Origin of the sequence: Arthrobacter sp. G119Y2, assembly GCF_038069765.1 — a bacterium.
In the GTDB taxonomy this organism is placed as follows: Bacteria; Actinomycetota; Actinomycetes; order Actinomycetales; family Micrococcaceae; genus Arthrobacter_B.
This window is the reverse complement of the sequence record NZ_JBBPFS010000003.1, coordinates 393,640-412,005: the sequence shown is the minus strand read 5'-3', so window position 1 is coordinate 412,005 and position 18,366 is coordinate 393,640. Positions and strand designations below refer to the sequence as shown.

Below are 18,366 nucleotides of genomic sequence, written 5' to 3'. Positions count from 1 at the left end.
CGGCTACGCCGTGCAGAAGTCCGCGAGGAGATCAGCGGGAGCGCCGGCGGGGCAGGGATCAAAGGTGAAGATGACCAGGGTGCCGAGCACGATAATCACGAGTGAAGCAATGTAGAGAATGCTCTTGAGCGTCATCCGCGTGGTGTTCTTGTCCGCGTAATCGTTGATGATGACACGGACGCCGTTGGTGCCGTGCAGCATGGCAAGCCACAGCATGACCAGGTCCCAGACCTGCCACAGCGGGCTGGCCCACTTGCCGGCTACAAACCCGAAGTCCACGGCGTGGATGCCGTCGCCCACCATCAGGTTGACGAAGAGGTGCGTGAAGATCAGGACGATCAGGATGGCGCCGGAGACACGCATGAACAGCCATGCCAGCATCTCGAAGTTGCCTTTGCCGCCCGGAGTGCGGGCGTACTTCGGGGCAATGCGGCCGGAGCGGGGGGCCTCAATGGAGGCGGCGTCGTTAGTTGTAGTGCTCATGGCTTAGTGACCCCCGAAAACGATGGGAAGGTGGCGAATGGAGAAGCCGATCATGGTGATAGCCCAAAGACCGACAACGCTCCACAGCATCTGGCGCTGGTACTTGGGGCCCTTCTTCCAGAAATCGATCAGGATCACACGCACGCCGTTGAAGGCGTGGAACACGATGGCGGCGACGAGGCCGAGCTCGCCGAGGCCCATGATGGGGTTCTTGTATGCGCCGATCACGACGTTGTAGGCCTCCGGTGATACTCGCACCAGCGAGGTATCCAACACGTGGACCAAAAGGAAGAAGAAAATCACCACGCCGGTAATGCGGTGTGCAACCCAAGACCACTGGCCTTCGCGGCCGCGGTAGAGAGTGCCTGCTGGTAACTTCGACACTGAATTTTCCTCCCTGCGACGCAGCGGCGCTGGCGTGTCTTCCACGCAGTGATGACGCCGGTGCGACAGCAATATAAGCTCAAGCATAATCTAGGTGCCCCGCAGAGCGCTTTCAATTTAGGTGGCCCTATCATGTGACCCTCGTTACATCGGGGCGCAGTTCCCGGGCCTGCTTCAGGCCTGCTCGCCGTTCCGTCGGCTAATCTTGGCTCTGATGAGTACAGAACCGGTAGAACCCAATCCTTCCTCGGCGGACTTTGACCGCTTTTACGGCGTCATTCCGGCCGGCGGCGTAGGGACGCGGCTGTGGCCGCTGTCCCGTGCAGCCGCCCCGAAGTTCCTGCATGACCTGACGGGCTCCGGCTCCACGCTCATCCGGGCCACCTACGACCGGCTGCGTCCGCTCAGCGGAGACCGCGTCATGGTGGTCACCGGAACCCTGCACCGCCAGGCAGTGCGGAAGCAGCTTCCGGAAATCACCAGCGAAAACCTGGTGCTGGAGCTGGAGCCCAAGGACTCCGCTGCGGCCATCGGCCTGGCGGCAGCCATCCTCTATAAGAGGGATCCGAACATCATCATGGGATCCTTTGCCGCGGACCAGGTGATTGCACCCGTCGATGTCTTCCAGGACGCCGTCCGCGAAGCCATCCACACGGCTGCCCAGGGATACATCGTCACCATCGGAATTCACCCGACGCACGCCGCCACCGGGTTCGGCTACATCCGTGCCGGGGAGACACTGGACATTGCCGGTGCGCCCAGCGCACACGCCGTCGTCGAATTCGTGGAGAAACCCTCGGCAGAGGTTGCCCGCACCTACCTGGCAAACGGCCGCTACAGCTGGAACGCCGGCATGTTTGTGGCCCCCGTTGACCTGATGCTCAAGCACCTGAAAGCCAACGAACCGGAACTGCACAGCGGGCTGATGGAAATAGCCGAGGCCTGGGACACCCCGGCGCGGCGTGAAGTGGTGCGCCGGGTCTGGCCCACGCTGCCCAAGATTGCCATCGACTACGCGGTGGCGGAGCCTGCCGCTGCAGCCGGAGACGTTGCCATGATCCCGGGCATCTTCAACTGGGACGACGTCGGCGACTTCGCCGCCATCGGGCGGCTCAACCCCGCTGCCGAGAACAGCGCCCTGACCGTGATGGGCGAGGGCGCGCGGGTGTACTCGGAAAACGCCTCCGGAATTGTGGTGTCCGATACCAAGCGCGTCATCGCACTGATCGGCATTGAGGACGTGGTCATTGTTGACACCCTGGACGCGCTGCTCGTCACCACCAAAGAGCACGCCCAGGAAGTCAAGAAAGCCGTGGAGCATCTGAAGGCCAGCGGCGACACTGATGTCCTTTAACTGCTGTGACCTTTAACGGCTGGGACCTCTAACTGCTGTGACCTTTAACGGCTCTGTCCCTTAACTGCGTCACACGGTTCCCGTAACAGCAGCCTCAGTGGCTAATCTTGAAGTTGTGCCTACTATCCCACTGAACAGTTCCCCGGTACCGTCGATGCGCGGAAGCGTCGCTCCGCTGCTGGGAGAGCTGCTCGCGTTCCGGCGGGACCTTCACCGGCACCCGGAACTGTCAACCAAGGAATTCCGCACCACCGACAGGATTGTCGAGGCTCTGGAAGCCGCAGGGCTGCACCCCGTCCGGCTGGAGGGAACCGGTGCCTATGTCGACATCGGGGAGGGCCCGCTCCGGATCGGGCTGCGTGCGGACATCGACGCGCTGCCCGTGCTGGAAGAGACCAACCTTCCCTACGCCTCTGTCAACACAGGCATTACCCACGCATGCGGCCACGATATCCACACCACCGTCATGGTGGGAGTGGCGCAGGTCCTCGCCAGGATGGACGCCGCCGGAAACCTCGGCGGACGCGTCCGGATCATCTTCCAGCCTGCGGAGGAAGTCATGCCCGGCGGCGCGCTGGGAGTCATCCGGCAGGGCGTACTGGAGGGACTGCCGCGCATCGTGGCACTGCACTGCGACCCGCGCATCGACGCCGGCAAGGTGGGTACGCGCATCGGCGCCATCACCTCGGCGTCGGACACCGTCCGGATCGAGCTGACGGGCCGCGGCGGGCACACTTCCCGGCCCCACCTGACGGAGGATCTCGTCTTCGCGCTGGCGGAGATCGCTGTCAGCGTCCCGGCGGTGCTTTCCCGCCGCATCGACGTGCGCAGCGGCGTGTCAGTGGTCTGGGGGCAGATGCATGCCGGTTCCGCACCCAATGCCATTCCGGGCCACGGCTTCATGTCCGGCACCATGCGCTGCCTGGATGCAGAAGCCTGGTACTCGGCAGGCGAACTGCTGGACGACGTCGTGCGGCAGACTGCGGCCCCCTTTGGTGTGGAGGTCAGTCTGGAACACACCCGGGGCGTGCCGCCGGTGATCAATACCGATGCGGAAACCAGTCTGATCGAAGCTGCAGCCCGCGCCGAGCTGGGGGAGGACTCCATAGTCCTGGCCCCGCAGTCGATGGGCGGGGAGGACTTCGCCTGGATGACCCAGGCCGTTCCCGGCGCCCTGATGCGGCTGGGCACGCGGACCCCCGGCGGTGAAACCTACGACCTGCACCGCGGCGACTACAACCCCGATGAGCTCTCCATCAGCTGCGGCGTGAGCGTCATGGCAGCAGCGGCCGTGCGTGCCGCCCGGGGCGTGCGCCACTAGTACCGGCCCTGCACACCTGGTTCAGCTCCTGCACTTGGTTCAGCTCCCGCGCCCCGGGATGGACGCTGCCCGCTCGCTGGGCCCCCGGGCCAACGCGACGCAGTAGCACGTCATGCCGAGACAATCCGCGTCATTTGCTTGCAAATAATAACAACATGTAAACAATGTCCTGCGTGGAGCGTTATCTGTCTCACAGTGACCGGCGTTACCCATAGGATAGGCATGCCGCGGTCCAACGACGGACGGAACGCTGCACCACGCGACGCCGGAACGCTCACTCCTGAGTGCTCTGCCTAGAAGAATCCAGCGCGTGGAAACCATTTCATTCCTGGAGGAACATTGAAGAACTTCCCGCGCAGCTTCAAGCGCAACGCAGGCGTTTCCGCCGCCATGCTCGGCGTCTCGGCGCTCCTGCTCTCCGGCTGCGGCGCCGCACCCGAGGAAGAGGCCGAGTCCACCGGCTCCGGGGCCTCAGCAGCCGGGTCAGACTTCCGGGCCTGCATCGTTTCCGATGAAGGCGGCTTTGATGACCGTTCCTTCAACCAGTCAAGCTACGAGGGCCTGAAGGCGGCCGAGGAGGACCTCGGCATCCAGATCTCGGAAGCGCAGTCCCAGTCAGAGACGGACTTCCTGCCGAACCTTGACTCCATGATGAGCGAAGGGTGCAACCTCACCGTTACGGTGGGGTACCTGCTGGCCGATGCAACCAAGGAAGTTGCGACGGCCAACCCCGACAGCAACTTCGCGATTGTCGATGACAACAGCATCGACCTCGAGAACGTCAAGCCCATCATCTACGACACGGCTGAGGCCGCATTCCTGGCCGGATATGTTGCTGCCGGCACGTCCGAGACGGGCAAGGTCGCCACGTACGGCGGCATCAACATCCCCACGGTCACCATCTTTATGGACGGCTTCGCTGACGGCGTGGAGTACTACAACGAACAGAACAGTGCCGACGTCGAGCTCCTGGGCTGGAACAAGGCAGACCAGACCGGCTCCTTCATCGGCAACTTCACTGATACCGGCGCCGGCAAGACCACCACTGAAAACTTCCTCAACGAAGGTGCGGACATCATCATGCCCGTTGCCGGTCCGGTAGGCTCCGGCACCCTGGACGCCGTGGTGGAAGCCAACGCCGGCGGCGGCAGCAACAAGGTTGTCTGGGTTGACTCGGACGGCTTCGAGACGAACGACATTGGCACCGAGTTCATCCTGACCTCGGTCATGAAGCTCATGGGCGAGGCAGTGGAAGAGGTCATCACGACCGACGTCGAGGGCAACTTCGACGCCACTCCGTACATCGGCACCCTGGAAAACGGCGGCGTTGCACTGGCTCCCTACCATGACCAGGAGAGCGCGGTTCCCGCCGACGTGAAGTCCGCGGTTGACGAGATCAAGGACCAGATCATTTCCGGCGAGATCACTGTGGAATCAGCTGCCAGCCCCAAGTAGCACGGGCTCGACTGCTTTCCTGAACCGCCGTTCGTCCGGCTGCGTTGCAGCGGGGCGGGCGGCGGTTCATTCTGTTCCGGGTAGTCTTCCCTCGGGAACGCCCACAACGACACAAACAGATTGGTTGGGGTTGTGAAACTCGAACTTCAGGGCATCACCAAGCGCTTCGGCACCTTGGTGGCCAACGACCATATTGACCTGGTGATTGAACCGGGGCAGGTCCACAGCCTGCTCGGCGAAAACGGCGCCGGCAAGTCGACACTGATGAACGTCCTTTACGGTCTTTATGAACCGACCGAGGGCCAGATCCTGGTCAACGATAAACCAGTTGTCTTCTCCGGTCCCGGCGATGCGATGGCAGCCGGCATCGGGATGGTCCACCAGCACTTCATGCTGGTTCCGGTTTTCACCGTCGCGGAGAACGTGGCCCTGGGCCACGAAACCACCTCGTTCGCCGGTGCATTGAATTTGCAGACCACCCGTGAGCGCATCCGGACAATCTCAGACCAGTACGGGTTCGATGTGGACCCCGATGCGGTCGTGGAAGACCTCCCCGTAGGGGTGCAGCAGCGGGTGGAAATTATCAAAGCCCTGATCCGGGACGCTGAAGTCCTGATCCTGGATGAGCCCACAGCCGTGCTCACGCCCCGGGAAACGGATGAGTTGCTGGCCATCATGCGCCAGCTAACCGCAGACGGGAAATCGGTGGTCTTCATTTCGCACAAGCTGCGCGAGGTCAAGGCCGTTTCGGACGTCATCACCGTGATCCGGCGCGGCAAGGTGGTCGGCGATGCGTCGCCCGACGCTTCAACCACGGAACTGGCCTCCATGATGGTGGGCCGCTCCGTAAACCTGACGCTGAACAAGGCTCCGGCGGAACCCGGCGCCAAGACCTTCTCCGTCCGCGACCTCGTCGTGCTGGCGGACACGGGCCAGCCCGTCGTGGATCACCTCAGCTTTGACATCGCCAAGGGAGAAATCCTTGCCGTTGCCGGTGTCCAGGGCAACGGCCAGACGGAACTGACCGAGGCCATTATGGGGCTGCAGGACCACGTCTCCGGTTCCATCAGCCTTGACGGCAAGGAACTTGTTGGCCGCCGCGTGGACCAGATTATCGAGGCCGGCGTGGGTTTCGTGCCTGAAGACCGCAGCGTTGACGGTCTGGTGGGCCCCTTTACCGTGGCGGAAAACCTGATCCTCAACCGCTACAACAAAGCTCCGTTCGCCCGGGGCCTGTCCATGCGTCCCTCCGTCGTGGCAGGCAACGCCGCCGAGAAGATCGAGGAATTCGATATTCGGACGCAGTCGGCCCACACAGCTGCCGGAACGCTCTCCGGAGGCAACCAGCAAAAAGTGGTGATGGCCCGTGAGCTGTCCCGCCCGCTGTCGCTGTTCATCGCTTCCCAGCCCACCCGCGGCGTCGATGTCGGTTCCATCGAATTCCTGCACAAACGGATCGTGGCGGAGCGCGACGGCGGAACCCCGGTCCTGATCGTCTCCACCGAGCTGGACGAGGTCCTGGAACTGGCAGACCGCATAGCGGTGCTCTACGGCGGCAGGCTGATGGGGATTGTCCCGGGCAACACCTCGCGCGACGTCCTGGGCCTGATGATGGCCGGGATGCCCGCTGAAGAAGCACTTGCGCACGAAAGCGAAACTGAGGGAGGGGCGCAGTGAGCCCGGAGAAAGATAACAGGCACCACAGCGAATCCGCTCACCTCAAGGAGGAGGCGGCAGCTGAGGACACCCGGCTGCTGACTGCTGCGGAAACCGCCGGGGGAGCGCTCCCGCCCCCGCCGGTCCCCGTCCCCGAGTCCGAACTGCGTCCGGACGGTGACGACGGCTCCGTCCTCCGCCGGATCATTACCGGCAATGCGATGGTCTCTGTCCTGTCGGTGCTGATGGCGCTGGTCGTGGGTGGACTGCTGATAGCCCTCACCGACGAGGAAGTAGGTGAGGCGGCGTCCTATTTCTTCAGCCGCCCGTCGGACCTCTTCGCTGCGGCATGGTCCGCAGCGTCAAGCGCTTACATCGCACTGTTCCAGGGGTCGGTCTTCAACTTCGAGGCTGAAACCTTTTCCCGAATGATCTACCCGCTGACCCAGACTCTGACAGTGGCGACACCCCTGATCTGCGCCGGACTCGGCGTGGCCCTGGCCTTTCGTGCCGGCCTGTTCAACATCGGTGCACAGGGACAGATCATCATTGGTGCCACTCTGGCCGCGTGGGTCGGCTTCAGCTGGCACCTCCCGGTGGGTCTCCACCTGCTTGTGGTGGTGATCGCCGGCGCGCTCGGCGGTGCCATCTGGGGCGGCATTGCCGGGCTGCTCAAAGCCAGGACCGGCGCGCACGAAGTCATTGTGACCATCATGCTCAACTACATCGCCATCCAGCTGGTGCTCTTCCTGCTCACCACTCCGGGTTTCCAGCGCCCGGGGTCCACCAACCCGATCAGTCCCCAGCTGGATGAAACCGCCATGTTCCCGCCGCTGCTGGGAGCGGGCTTCCGTCTGCACTGGGGCTTTGTGATGGCCGTGGCGGCGACAGTCTTCATCTGGTGGCTGCTCAACCGGTCCACCGTAGGCTTCGAGCTGCGCGCCGTGGGCGCCAACCCGGCCGCAGCACGGAACGCCGGGATCAGCACCACCAAGGGCTACGTGATCGTGATGCTCATTGCCGGCGCCCTGGCCGGACTCGCCGGCGTCGCGCAGGTCTCCGGCACCGAGAAGGTGCTCACCTCCGGGGTTGCCGCCAGCTTCGGGTTCGATGCCATTACCGTGGCCCTGCTCGGCCGCTCCTCCCCGTGGGGAACGTTTGCGGCAGGCATCCTCTTCGGTGCGTTCCGGGCCGGCGGAGTGACGATGCAGACCAGCACGGGAACCAATATCGACATTGTCCTGGTGGTCCAGTCGCTGATCGTCCTGTTCATCGCGGCGCCGCCGCTGGTTCGCTCCATCTTCAGGATCCCGCCGCCGGGCGCATTCAAGACGTCCGGCAAACGCACCGCCAAGAACACCACCGCAGCCGGAGGAACAGCATGAGCACCGCAACCACCCTCGCCTCCGCCGGCAAACCGGCCGCGGCGCAGGCAATCCGCAGCTGGAAGGTCCCGGTCATCCTGGGAGCCCTCGCCGTTCTCGGGTTCTTTCTCTTCGGACTCAATTCACCCTCCGCGGAGGTGACGTTCCGCCTCACCGAGCCGAACGCCGCCATCCAGCTGCCCAATATTGTGGTCTCCGCCCCTGTACTGGGCTGGATTTCCTCGGTGGTGCTGCTGGCATCGGCTGCCTGGTCCGCAATCCTGGTCAGCCGGTTCCAGCACGTGCCGGCCTGGCTGATCGTGATCTTCGCGGTCTTTTTCATCGCCGCGTTCCTCACCTGGTCCGTGGGCAGCGCCCGCAGCCCCAGCGTCGCCATTTACGGACTGCTGGCGGGGTCCTTCACGCTCGCCTTCCCGCTGATCTTCGGCGCTCTTTCCGGCGTGCTGTGCGAGCGGTCGGGTGTGGTGAACATCGCCATCGAGGGCCAACTGCTCTTCGGTGCGTTTGCCGCCGCCGTGGCGGGAACGCTCTCCGGCAACGCCTTCGTGGGGCTTTTCGCCGCCGCGGTGGCCGGAGTGCTGGTCTCGCTGGTGCTGGCAGTGTTCAGCATCAAGTACATCGTGAATCAGGTGATCGTCGGTGTTGTCCTGAACGTCCTGGTCTCCGGACTCACCGGGTTCCTGTTCTCGACGGTGCTCAGCGCCGACACCGCAAAGTGGAACGCGCCGCCGCGCCTGCCGTCCATCCGCATTCCGCTGCTGGCCGACATCCCGATCATCGGCCCGATCCTGTTCGACCAGTCCGTCATCGGCTACCTGATGTACATTGCGGTCGCGGCCATCTACTTCGGCCTCTTCCACACCCGGTGGGGCCTGCGTACCCGCGCGGTGGGGGAGCACCCCAAGGCTGCCGACACGCTGGGCGTCAACGTAAACCGCATGCGGTTCCTGAATGTCCTGGCCGCAGGCGCCGTAGCCGGTGTCGGCGGGGCGTTCTTCACCCTCGTGTCGGTGTCTTCGTTCAACCGCGACATGACCTCCGGCCAGGGTTACATCGCCCTCGCAGCCCTCATCCTGGGCCGGTGGAATCCGATCGGCGCGCTCCTGGCAGCTCTGCTTTTCGGCTTCGCGTCAAACCTGCAGTCCGTGCTGAGCCTGCTCGGCACACCGGTCCCGAACCAGTTCCTGGCCATGCTGCCCTATGTGGTGACCATCTTCGCCGTCGCCGGCGTTGTGGGTAAATCGCGTGGGCCGGCGGCCAGCGGAATACCGTACATCAAGGGCTGACCCGGAACCCGCTTTGTCCTTCGAACCAGCAGCAGACCAGCAAGGAAACACTATGAATGCAGACTCGGGCATCCCCGCCCCGGCAGTGCCGGAGATCGAGTGGGCCGAACTTCTCGAGGCAGCGCGCGCAGCGCTGGCCCACGCCTATGTGCCGTACTCGAAGTATCCGGTGGGCGCGGCCGCACTGACCGACGACGGACGGGTAATTTCCGGCTGCAACGTGGAGAACGCCTCCTACGGGCTGACGCTGTGCGCCGAATGCTCCCTGATCAGCTCGCTGCGGATGACCGGCGGCGGGCTGCTGGCCGCCTTCGTCTGCGTTGACGGCGCGGGGGAGATCCTGATGCCGTGCGGACGGTGCCGCCAGCTGCTCTATGAATTCCGGGCACCGGCAATGCAGTTGATGACAGTAAGCGGCATCCGCACCATGGACGAGGTCCTCCCGGATGCCTTTGGCCCGCAGCACTTGGAAGAGCAGGAGAAGGCATGAGCAGCGAACAGTTCGACGCCGTCGACATCATTGGAATCAAACGGGACCGGGGCACCCTGTCGCCGGAGCAGATCGACTGGACCATCGACGCGTACACCCGGGGCGCCATCGCTGATGAGCAGATGGCCGCGCTGAACATGGCGATCCTGCTCAACGGCATGAGCCGGCAGGAAATCTCCCGCTGGACCGCGGCCATGATCGCATCGGGGATCCGGATGGACTTCTCCTCGCTCGGGAAACCGACCACGGACAAGCACTCCACCGGAGGCGTGGGGGACAAGATCACCCTGCCGCTGGCGCCGCTGGTAGCCGTCTTCGGGGTCGCCGTGCCGCAGCTTTCCGGGCGGGGCCTCGGCCACACCGGGGGCACCCTGGACAAGCTCGAAGCGATTCCGGGCTGGCGGGCCAACCTGTCCAATGACGAAATCATGGCCCAGCTGGCCGACGTCGGCGCCGTCATCTGCGCGGCCGGCACCGGCCTGGCTCCGGCGGACAAGAAGCTGTACGCACTGCGCGACGTCACCGGAACCGTGGAGGCCATCCCGCTGATTGCCTCCTCCATCATGAGCAAGAAGATCGCCGAAGGCACGGGATCGCTGGTGCTCGACGTGAAGGTGGGGTCCGGCGCGTTCATGAAGGACGAAGCCAACGCGCGCGAACTGGCCGAAACGATGGTGGCCCTGGGCCAGGACGCCGGGGTAAACACCGTCGCGCTGCTGACCAACATGTCCACCCCGCTCGGGCTCACCGCCGGCAACGCCATTGAGGTGGAGGAATCCGTGGAAGTGCTCGCCGGCGGCGGGCCGGACGACGTCGTGGAACTGACCGTACGGCTCGCGGAGGAAATGCTGGCTGCAGCCGGAATCCGCGACGCTGACCCGGCCGCTGCCCTGCGGGACGGCCGCGCCATGGACGTGTGGCGCCGCATGATTTTCGCCCAGGGCGGGGATCCGTCGGCTCCGCTGCCGCAGGCACGGGAATCCGAAACCATCTTTGCCCCCGCCGACGGCGTGCTGGTGGAACTGGACGCGCTGTCCGTGGGCGTTGCCGCCTGGCGGCTCGGAGCCGGGCGCGCGCGCAAGGAAGACCAGGTGCAGGCCGGGGCCGGAGTCCGGATGCATGCCAAGCCCGGTTCCGTGGTCCGGGCCGGAGAGCCGCTGATGACGCTGCTCACGGATACCCCGGAAAAGTTCGACCGTGCCCGCGAGGCCCTGGAGCACGCCGTCGTGATTGCTCCCGAAGGCTCCCGCCCGGCACAGAAGCTGATCATCGACCGCATCGGGTAGCGGCCGCCCGCCAACCCCGCTGCCCAGGGCCCGTTCCGCGGAGGCCGGCAGCGCGGTTGGCGGGCACCAATGCGTTGGTGGCATCGTTGTAGATACCAGAGACCGATCCTAGGGAGCCGACTGGACGTGCTGAGCGCCGCAGTGGACAGTATCAACAACTTCATCCTGACATCCGCCGATGCGCCGTGGGTTTACCTCGCACTGTTCGCGTTTTGCCTTATCGACGGGTTCTTCCCGCCGGTCCCCAGCGAATCGCTGGTGGTCGGCATGTCAGCGCTGGTGGGTACCGGCGCCGGTCCCAACCTCTGGCTGGTGGCCGCTGCAGCGGCCGGCGGAGCGTTCCTGGGAGACAATCTGGCGTATCTGATGGGCCGGAAGATCGGCACCGAGCGGTACCGCTGGATGCGCGGGCCGCGGATGCAGCGCGGGTTCGTGTGGGCGCGCAAGGAACTCGACAAGCGCGCCGTGTCACTGATCCTGATTGCCCGCTTCATTCCGATCGGCCGGGTGGTCGTGAACCTCACCGCCGGAGCCACCGGTTTTCCCCGCCGGGTATTCATCATCCTCACCACCATGTCGGCCGTCGTCTGGGCAGGCTACAGCGTTGCCATCGGAGCGCTGGCCGGTGCCTGGTTCAAGGACAACCACCTGCTGGGAGTCGTGGTGGCCATCGCCATCGCCATGGTCCTTGGGCTGATCATCGACCGGATCATCACCAAGCTGCGCGGCCCGACGCCGCTGAAGACACCCAAATCGGCAGCCGCAGGCCCCGCTGGGGAGACGGCTCCCGCCGCCGAAGCGGCCCCGGCCGGCAAGACCGCCGAAACGCCCTGACGCCGCTGCTGGTTGGGCGGGCGGTGCCGCCGAGCGGCACCGCCCCGATAAGCCCGCAAAGGCTTTCTCCTACGTGTAAATGGCCCGATTAATTGCCACAAGGTCGGCAACGGCCAACGAATCTCCGGCCTCCATCCGCGTGCCGATGACTGCCATGGCTTTGTCCCGACGTTCGGGGAGCACATCCTTGTCAGCTGCGGCCAGGGCAGCCGGCATTTCCTGGAGTCTGAGCTCGGTGCAGTATGCAGGGGCCCGGGCTGTTGACGCCAGGAATCGGCGAGCGAGCCCGCGTCGAGGGCATCGAACCCCGTTTCCTCCACCAGCGTCATTGCGGTTTCCCTGGCCGCCTCATCGTCGGCCGCGACGGGGATCGCCAGGCGATTCGAGTCTCCTGCCGGTGCGCCTTTGGCATCGAACGTGCCTGACGGGATGGCGTTCCATGCTTTCACTACGGGCCGACCAAGCTGTTCGGCGACCCACAAGCTCTCGACCTGTCCCTCCTCGAGTGCCTGCAGGCGCCCGTCCCTGGCCGGGTAGTAGTTCGACGTGTCGATGATGACCGTGTCCCCGGAGACGTCGGCGATGAGGGGTTTGAGTGCAGGCATCCCGCGGAGAGGGATCGATGTGATGAGGACTTCCACGTCCTGCACCGCATCTGCGGCCTTAACCGCCGTCGCACCTGTGGCGAGGACATCCGCCGCAATCGTTTCCGGTCCGCGTGAATTGGCAACCTTGACCTCATGTCCTGCAGCGGCGAGCTTGCGTGCAAGCGTCGAACCGATTGAGCCTGCACCGAGAATGCCGATTTTCATCTGAAAGTCCTTTCGTGGAGTAAGCCGAGCATCAAGTCTCCAACCTTCCAGCGGTGTCAAGGTCAAGCAGAGATGCCAGCGGAGGTGCCCGTCGGCCGGTGCGCTTGGTCACAACGGTGCATGCGAATTTGACCTTCTCACTAATGAGAAGGTTGCACGATGGTTTGGCGCCCCTCGCTTTCGCCGGAAGCGCCCGTCAGTGCAGATGCACACAATCAGGAGAGCCCCATGTCGGCACCCAGCCCAAACGAACCCACCTTAGCCGTGCACCCAGAGACAGTACGTGACACCCGCGCCCTTACATCCGATGATCGGATGGCGCCGGGCAGTGCAATGATCATCGGGCTGCTGATGGTCTCAACCTTCGTTGTCCTGCTGAATGAAATGATGCTGGGCGTAGCCCTTCCGACGCTGATTGCCGCCCTCGACATCACTCCAACGACAGGTCAGTGGCTGACGACGGGATACCTGCTGACCTTGGCCGTGCTCATCCCTGCCACCGGGTTCGTGATGCGAAGGTTCACTACCCGTGCGATTTTTCTTGGTTCCATGACGCTGTTCCTGATCGGTACGGTCATCGCCGTTATCGCTCCGGGGTTCAGCGTGCTCTTCGCCGGGCGCATCATCCAGGCGGCGGGCACCGCGGTGTTCGTGCCCCTGCTCATCACGACCACCATGCGTCTGGTCCCCGTTTCGCGCCGGGGCAGAATGATGGCCCTCGTCACAGCGGTTCCCGCTATCGCACCGGCCGTCGGCCCCGCCGTCTCCGGGCTGATCCTGTCCCAGCTGAGCTGGCGGTGGCTGTTCATCCTCATGCTGCCGGTCATCGTCACGACACTGATCCTCGCCGCCGTGAAGCTGCGGAATGTCACCGTACCTGAACGGGTCACCCTGGATGTGGCGTCCCTGCTGCTGTCAATCATCGGTTTTGGCGGGCTGGTCTTCGGGCTGGCGTCCATTGGCGAGTCAGTCTCCGGCCACGCGCCTGTCGCCCCGTACGTGCCGATCCTCGTCGGATTGAGTGGCGTGGGCGCGTTCGTTTACCGTCAGGTCAGGCTGCAGAGGCACAAGGAAGCATTCCTCGACATGCGAATCTTCACGACACGCGCCTTCGTCATGCCCACGATCGTGATGACCTTCGTCGCAATGAACGGCTTCGGGGTCGTCCTCGTTCTACCTCTGATTCTGACCGCAGTCCTCGGGCTGAACACCCTGCAGATGGGCCTGTTCCTCTTCCCCGGCGGGGCCATGATCGCAATCGTCTCCGCACTGGGCGGACGCGTCTATGACAAGGTGGGCCCGAAGCCCCTGGCGATTCCCGGCTCGATCATCTGGGCGGCGTCCATCTGGTTCCTGTCCACGATCGATGAGAACACCAGCGTAGTGCTGGCTTTGGGCACGTATCTGGTGATCACCGGAACTCAAGCACTGATGTGGGCTCCGATGACCACATCAGCTCTTGGTTCACTGCCAACCGAGCTGCACTCCCACGGCACCGCCGCCTTCTCCACAGTCCAGCAACTGGCGGGCGCCGCCGGCGGGGCTATCCTCATCTCCGCCTTCACCATCGGAGCGAACGCATCCCACGCGGGCGTGCTCGACCCGGCTCAGAGCATCGCCGCCGGACGGGCCGCATTCACTGTCGCTGCGATCCTCGCCCCCGGCGCCGTCATTGGCACGTTGTTCGTCAGCAAGGCCCGCCCCGCAGCAGAAGGATCCTGAACAGAGCGGTGACTACAGGGCCGCCGCAACCTAAACGGGCATGAAGCGGACGAAGAAGCTCACTTGCCCTGGGATAGGTGTTCTCTGGCTACCCGGCCTGCGCCGCCTGGCGCGGAGAAACGGCAGCACGGTCGATCGCTTCGATGTATCGGGTAATTGCGTCACGGTTGTGCATGAGGAAATCGATCTTCTCCGTCATGCGGTCCCGCTCCGTGGAAAGGAGCTCCCGCAGCCCGGGTTCGGCGTTTTTCACGACAATCGTCTGTGGCTGATCCAGGCACGGCAGGATGTCCGAAATGATCCGCGTCGGAATCCCGGCATCCACCAGCCCCCGGATTTTCCTCACTCGATCAACCAGATACTCGTCGTACGTCCGATAGCCATTAGACAGGCGACGCGGCGAAATGAGGCCCTGCTCCTCGTAGTACCGCAGCATCCGGGCAGGAACACCGGTCTCCTTGGCCAGCTCGCCAATGCGCATAACGCCCTCCGATTCTCCAAGCCCTGCACGATTTGACCTTAACACTAATGGCAACGTTGACACTGGACAAGCACCATCATGAGAAGCCCGCGAACAGCTGTACGAGGAGGACCAATGACCAAACCACACATGATTCTGGGTATGCATCTGGGCAACGGATATGGATCGCAGGGCTCCGCCTGGCGTGCACCCGGCGTGGACCCGGCTAACTACACCAGCTTTGACGCTCAGGTCCGCTACGCTCAGGCCGCCGAACGCGGGAAGTTCGCCTTCCTGTTCCTCCCCGATTTCCCCGGGCTGCAGTCCGGCCTGAATAACGCAGCTCCCCAGATCACCCTCGAACCTATGATGACGCTTGCGGCAATCGCCCGCGCTACGAAGCGCATCGGTCTTGTCGCCACCGGCTCTACAACGTTCAATGAGCCCTTCAACCTTGCCCGCCAATTCAAGGCCCTCGACGTGATGAGCCACGGCCGTGCCGGGTGGAACGCAGTAACGACCAGCGACCCTGCCGCTGCAGCGAACTTCGGACAAGCTGTAGCGCCGCGGCAGCAGCGTTACCAGCGAGCTCACGAAACCATCCAGATCGCCCAGGCTCTCTGGGGAAGCTGGCAGCAGGACGCGTGGATCAAAGATCAGGAAACCGGTCACTTCGCCGACCCCGATAAGATCCAGCCGATCAACATGCAGGGAGAATACGTTGCCTCACGCGGGCCGCTCCCCATCCCACCCTCGGAGCAGGGCCAACCCGTCATCTTCTCCGCCGGCGGAGGCGAGAACGGGCTTGAACTGGCCGGACGCTACGCCAGCGGCGTCATCGCAGCAGTGTTCACCATAGAAGAAGCCCGCAACCAGCGCCAGGCCTACCGTGACGCCGCCCGAAGGGCGGGCCGGAACCCGGACGAGATTAAGTTCTTCGCAGGAGTCATGCCTGCCATCGGCAAGAACAAACGGGCCGCTCTTGACCGGCGCGTGCAATTGGGTGAGCTCACAGCAGCATCCCGCGTGCCCTACCTCGGCTCGATGCTGAACCTGCAGCTCGACGCCGGTCAACTTGATGAATCCCTGACACCCGCCCAGCTGCAGGCCGCCTCACCGAGTCCTTTCGATCCCCGCTCCGCACGAGCACTGCAGGTAGCGCGGGAAGGATGGACCATCCGCGACATCCTGGCCCACGGCGTCATCGATTACCACCCCACCCCCGTCGGCGACGCACTGGCCACCGCGGACCACATGCAGGAGTGGTTCGACGCCGGCGCCTGCGACGGATTCTGGGTCTCTATCGACGTCAACGAGGACGGCATCGACACGTTCGTCGACGAAGTCGTCCCCCTTCTGCAGGCCCGCGGCATCTACCACCGGGACTACGAAGGCAGTACGCTCCGCGACCACCTCGGTGCCCCCGCCCAGTATGGGCTCGACCTGCGGCTCGCAGATTTCGTCTGATGAGATCTCCGCTGACACCAAGACGGGACTTAGGTGGTGTCTCCGAGGAAACAGCGAGCAGCTGGCGACGTAACTGGGTCCGTTGAAATGGCCGGGACAGTGCCGCAGCTCACGTAGAGTTGGCAGCGTGACTGAGCCTATTCTGCTTCCTGCATCTGACCCGTTCCTCGACATCCGGAGCCTGCCCAAGGTCTCGCTGCACGACCACCTCGACGGCGGCCTGCGGCCGGCCACCATCATCGAGCTGGCCGAGGCGGCGGGGCACGAGCTCCCCTCCACCGATCCGGTGGCCCTCGGCAAATGGTTCCGCGAAGCCGCGGACTCCGGATCGCTGCCGCTCTACCTGGAAACGTTTGACCACACCATTGCCGTCATGCAGACCCGCGAAAACCTTGCCCGCGTCGCGCGGGAGTTCGTGGAGGACCTGGCGGACGACGGCGTTGTCTACGCCGAGATCCGCTGGGCGCCCGAGCAGCACCTGCAGGGCGGCCTGAGTCTTGATGAAGCCGTCGAAGCCGTGCAGGAAGGCCTGAACGCGGGCGTGGACGCGGTGGAAGCCGGCGGCCGCCTGATCCAGGTGGGGCAGCTCATCACCGCCATGCGCCACGCCGACCGCGGGATGGAAATTGCTGAACTCGCCGTCCGGCACCGGAACAGCGGCGCCGTCGGGTTCGACATCGCCGGCGCCGAAGACGGGTTCCCTGCCGCGCGCTTTGCGGAGGCATTTACCTACCTGGCGGAGAACCAGTTCCCGGTTACCGTGCATGCCGGCGAAGCCGCCGGGGTGGCGAGCATCCGCGATGCCCTCGTGCACGGGCGTGCGCTTCGGCTGGGGCACGGCGTGCGTATCGCCGAGGACATCGAGGTGGACTTCGAGGCCGACGACGCTCCCGGAGTTGACGGGGGAAGCGACACCGCGGTGGGCATGGTGAGTATCGGACAGGTGGCCGGATGGGTCCGCGACCGCGGCATTCCGCTCGAAATCTGCCCTTCCTCCAACCTGCAGACCGGTGCCGTCGAGTCCTTTGGCGGGGACATCGAATCCCATCCGATCGACCTGCTGTACCAGACCGGATTCCAGGTCACGGTGAACACCGACAACCGCCTGATGAGCGGAGTAACCCTCACCGGCGAGTTTGAGCTGCTGGCGGAGACGTTCGACTATGACCTGGACGACATGCTGGAACTGACTATGAATGCCGTTGATGCAGCCTTCCTTCCCCTGGAAGAGCGCGATGCGCTGGCCGCCTATGTCACGGAAGGTTTCAACCAGGCCCGTGGCTGATTCGGCTTCCGTCGCCTCCGGCGATGACCTCGGCCGGCGGTTCGCCCGTCTGGCCGGGGTCATCGCCGTCCTGCGCGAACGCTGTCCCTGGACGGCTGCCCTGACCCACCGCTCCCTGCTGGAATACCTCATCGAAGAGTCCTATGAGGTGGTGGAGGCGGTGGAATCCGGGCACACCGGACCGGAAGATGCACAGGAACTGGCGGGGGAACTGGGTGATGTCCTGTTCCAGGTCCTGCTGCACGCCCGGCTGCAGGAGGAAATGGGCCATTTCAGCATCGGCGACGTAGTGGAGTCGCTCACAGCGAAGATGATCCGTCGCAATCCGCATGTGTTTGCCCCTGACGGAACCCTCCGGGCAGAGACGACGGATGATCCGGCAGAAATTGAACGGGCCTGGGACCGGGTCAAGCAGCAGGAAAAGCCGGAGCGGACCTCCCCTTACGACGGTGTTCCCGCGGGGCTTCCGGCCCTCCTGCTGGCCGCGAAGGTGCAGGACCGGGCCCGGCGTGCCGGGGTGCCGGTGCTGCCGGCTGAAGCGGAGGGGCCGCCGCCGGCGTCCTGGAACAGCGAGGATGAGCTGGGTGACCACCTGTTCGACGTCGTGCGCCGGGCGCAGGCCCAAGGGCTGGACGCCGAGGCCGCGCTGCGCGCCGCCGTCGGCCGTTTTACCAACCGCCGCTAGC

At 64.4% G+C, this 18,366-nt stretch carries 16 protein-coding genes and 1 pseudogene; 13 read left to right on the top strand and 4 right to left on the bottom strand.

The window, feature by feature from the left end:
• Positions 1 to 3: 3 nt before the first annotated feature.
• Together WKB88_RS08510 and sdhC are read right to left on the bottom strand one after the other, a co-directional pair.
• Entirely contained in the window at positions 4 to 483 is a 480-nt protein-coding gene (locus WKB88_RS08510) for a succinate dehydrogenase hydrophobic membrane anchor subunit (RefSeq protein ID WP_341394097.1), read from the bottom strand.
• A 3-nt stretch (positions 484 to 486) separates the two neighbouring features.
• Positions 487 to 867 carry a succinate dehydrogenase, cytochrome b556 subunit gene (gene sdhC / locus WKB88_RS08505; protein ID WP_268909661.1) on the bottom strand — a complete coding sequence of 127 codons (381 nt, stop codon included), beginning with the start codon at positions 865 to 867 and terminating at the stop codon, positions 487 to 489.
• A 214-nt stretch (positions 868 to 1,081) separates the two neighbouring features.
• Between sdhC and WKB88_RS08500 the strand changes: the two genes are divergently transcribed.
• The 9 genes from WKB88_RS08500 to WKB88_RS08460 all read left to right on the top strand — a co-directional run bounded on the left by WKB88_RS08500 (position 1,082) and on the right by WKB88_RS08460 (position 11,934).
• Entirely contained in the window at positions 1,082 to 2,221 is a 1,140-nt protein-coding gene (locus WKB88_RS08500) for a mannose-1-phosphate guanylyltransferase (protein WP_341394096.1), read from the top strand.
• Between the two features lie 154 nt (positions 2,222 to 2,375).
• A complete protein-coding gene (locus WKB88_RS08495; RefSeq protein ID WP_341394255.1) occupies positions 2,376 to 3,542 on the top strand; it encodes an amidohydrolase in 1,167 nt (388 codons plus the stop codon).
• A 339-nt stretch (positions 3,543 to 3,881) separates the two neighbouring features.
• Positions 3,882 to 4,997 (top strand): BMP family lipoprotein, encoded by a 1,116-nt coding sequence (locus WKB88_RS08490; RefSeq protein WP_445818888.1) that lies wholly within the window; start codon positions 3,882 to 3,884, stop codon positions 4,995 to 4,997.
• A 132-nt stretch (positions 4,998 to 5,129) separates the two neighbouring features.
• The gene (locus WKB88_RS08485; protein WP_341394095.1) at positions 5,130 to 6,674 is read left to right on the top strand and encodes an ABC transporter ATP-binding protein; all 1,545 of its coding nucleotides are present in this window, start codon (positions 5,130 to 5,132) and stop codon (positions 6,672 to 6,674) included.
• Positions 6,671 to 8,038 (top strand): ABC transporter permease, encoded by a 1,368-nt coding sequence (locus WKB88_RS08480; protein WP_445818887.1) that lies wholly within the window; start codon positions 6,671 to 6,673, stop codon positions 8,036 to 8,038. The genes WKB88_RS08485 and WKB88_RS08480 overlap by 4 nt, the downstream gene beginning before the upstream one ends.
• Complete coding sequence (locus tag WKB88_RS08475) at positions 8,035 to 9,324, top strand: ABC transporter permease (protein ID WP_341394094.1); 1,290 nt, start codon at positions 8,035 to 8,037, stop codon at positions 9,322 to 9,324. The genes WKB88_RS08480 and WKB88_RS08475 overlap by 4 nt, the downstream gene beginning before the upstream one ends.
• Before the next feature lie 52 nt (positions 9,325 to 9,376).
• Complete coding sequence (locus WKB88_RS08470) at positions 9,377 to 9,814, top strand: cytidine deaminase (RefSeq protein ID WP_341394093.1); 438 nt, start codon at positions 9,377 to 9,379, stop codon at positions 9,812 to 9,814.
• Positions 9,811 to 11,100 (top strand): thymidine phosphorylase, encoded by a 1,290-nt coding sequence (locus WKB88_RS08465; RefSeq protein WP_341394092.1) that lies wholly within the window; start codon positions 9,811 to 9,813, stop codon positions 11,098 to 11,100. Before WKB88_RS08470 ends, WKB88_RS08465 begins: the two co-directional genes overlap by 4 nt.
• A gap of 141 nt (positions 11,101 to 11,241) precedes the next feature.
• A complete protein-coding gene (locus tag WKB88_RS08460) occupies positions 11,242 to 11,934 on the top strand; it encodes a DedA family protein (protein WP_341394252.1) in 693 nt (230 codons plus the stop codon).
• A 569-nt stretch (positions 11,935 to 12,503) separates the two neighbouring features.
• On the opposite strand, the pseudogene WKB88_RS08455 reads toward WKB88_RS08460, so the two are convergent.
• Positions 12,504 to 12,746 (bottom strand): annotated as a pseudogene (locus WKB88_RS08455) (NAD(P)-binding domain-containing protein); the annotation flags it as partial.
• A gap of 315 nt (positions 12,747 to 13,061) precedes the next feature.
• Between WKB88_RS08455 and WKB88_RS08450 the strand changes: the two are divergent.
• Positions 13,062 to 14,468, top strand: a complete 1,407-nt coding sequence (locus WKB88_RS08450) for a DHA2 family efflux MFS transporter permease subunit (protein WP_341394091.1) — start codon at positions 13,062 to 13,064, stop codon at positions 14,466 to 14,468.
• 88 nt (positions 14,469 to 14,556) lie between these two features.
• Here the strand turns inward: WKB88_RS08450 and WKB88_RS08445 are convergent, their stop codons facing one another.
• Positions 14,557 to 14,949, bottom strand: coding sequence for a MerR family transcriptional regulator (locus WKB88_RS08445; protein ID WP_341394090.1), 393 nt, complete (start codon positions 14,947 to 14,949; stop codon positions 14,557 to 14,559).
• Positions 14,950 to 15,063: 114 nt separating this feature from the next.
• On the opposite strand from WKB88_RS08445, the gene WKB88_RS08440 reads away from it, so the two are divergent.
• The 3 genes from WKB88_RS08440 (at position 15,064) to WKB88_RS08430 (ending at position 18,365) form a co-directional block, all read left to right on the top strand.
• Positions 15,064 to 16,395 carry an NtaA/DmoA family FMN-dependent monooxygenase gene (locus tag WKB88_RS08440; RefSeq protein WP_341394089.1) on the top strand — a complete coding sequence of 444 codons (1,332 nt, stop codon included), beginning with the start codon at positions 15,064 to 15,066 and terminating at the stop codon, positions 16,393 to 16,395.
• A 127-nt stretch (positions 16,396 to 16,522) separates the two neighbouring features.
• A complete protein-coding gene (locus WKB88_RS08435; protein WP_341394088.1) occupies positions 16,523 to 17,680 on the top strand; it encodes an adenosine deaminase in 1,158 nt (385 codons plus the stop codon).
• The gene (locus tag WKB88_RS08430; protein ID WP_341394087.1) at positions 17,673 to 18,365 is read left to right on the top strand and encodes a MazG nucleotide pyrophosphohydrolase domain-containing protein; all 693 of its coding nucleotides are present in this window, start codon (positions 17,673 to 17,675) and stop codon (positions 18,363 to 18,365) included. Before WKB88_RS08435 ends, WKB88_RS08430 begins: the two co-directional genes overlap by 8 nt.
• The last annotated feature ends 1 nt before the right edge of the window (position 18,366 follow it).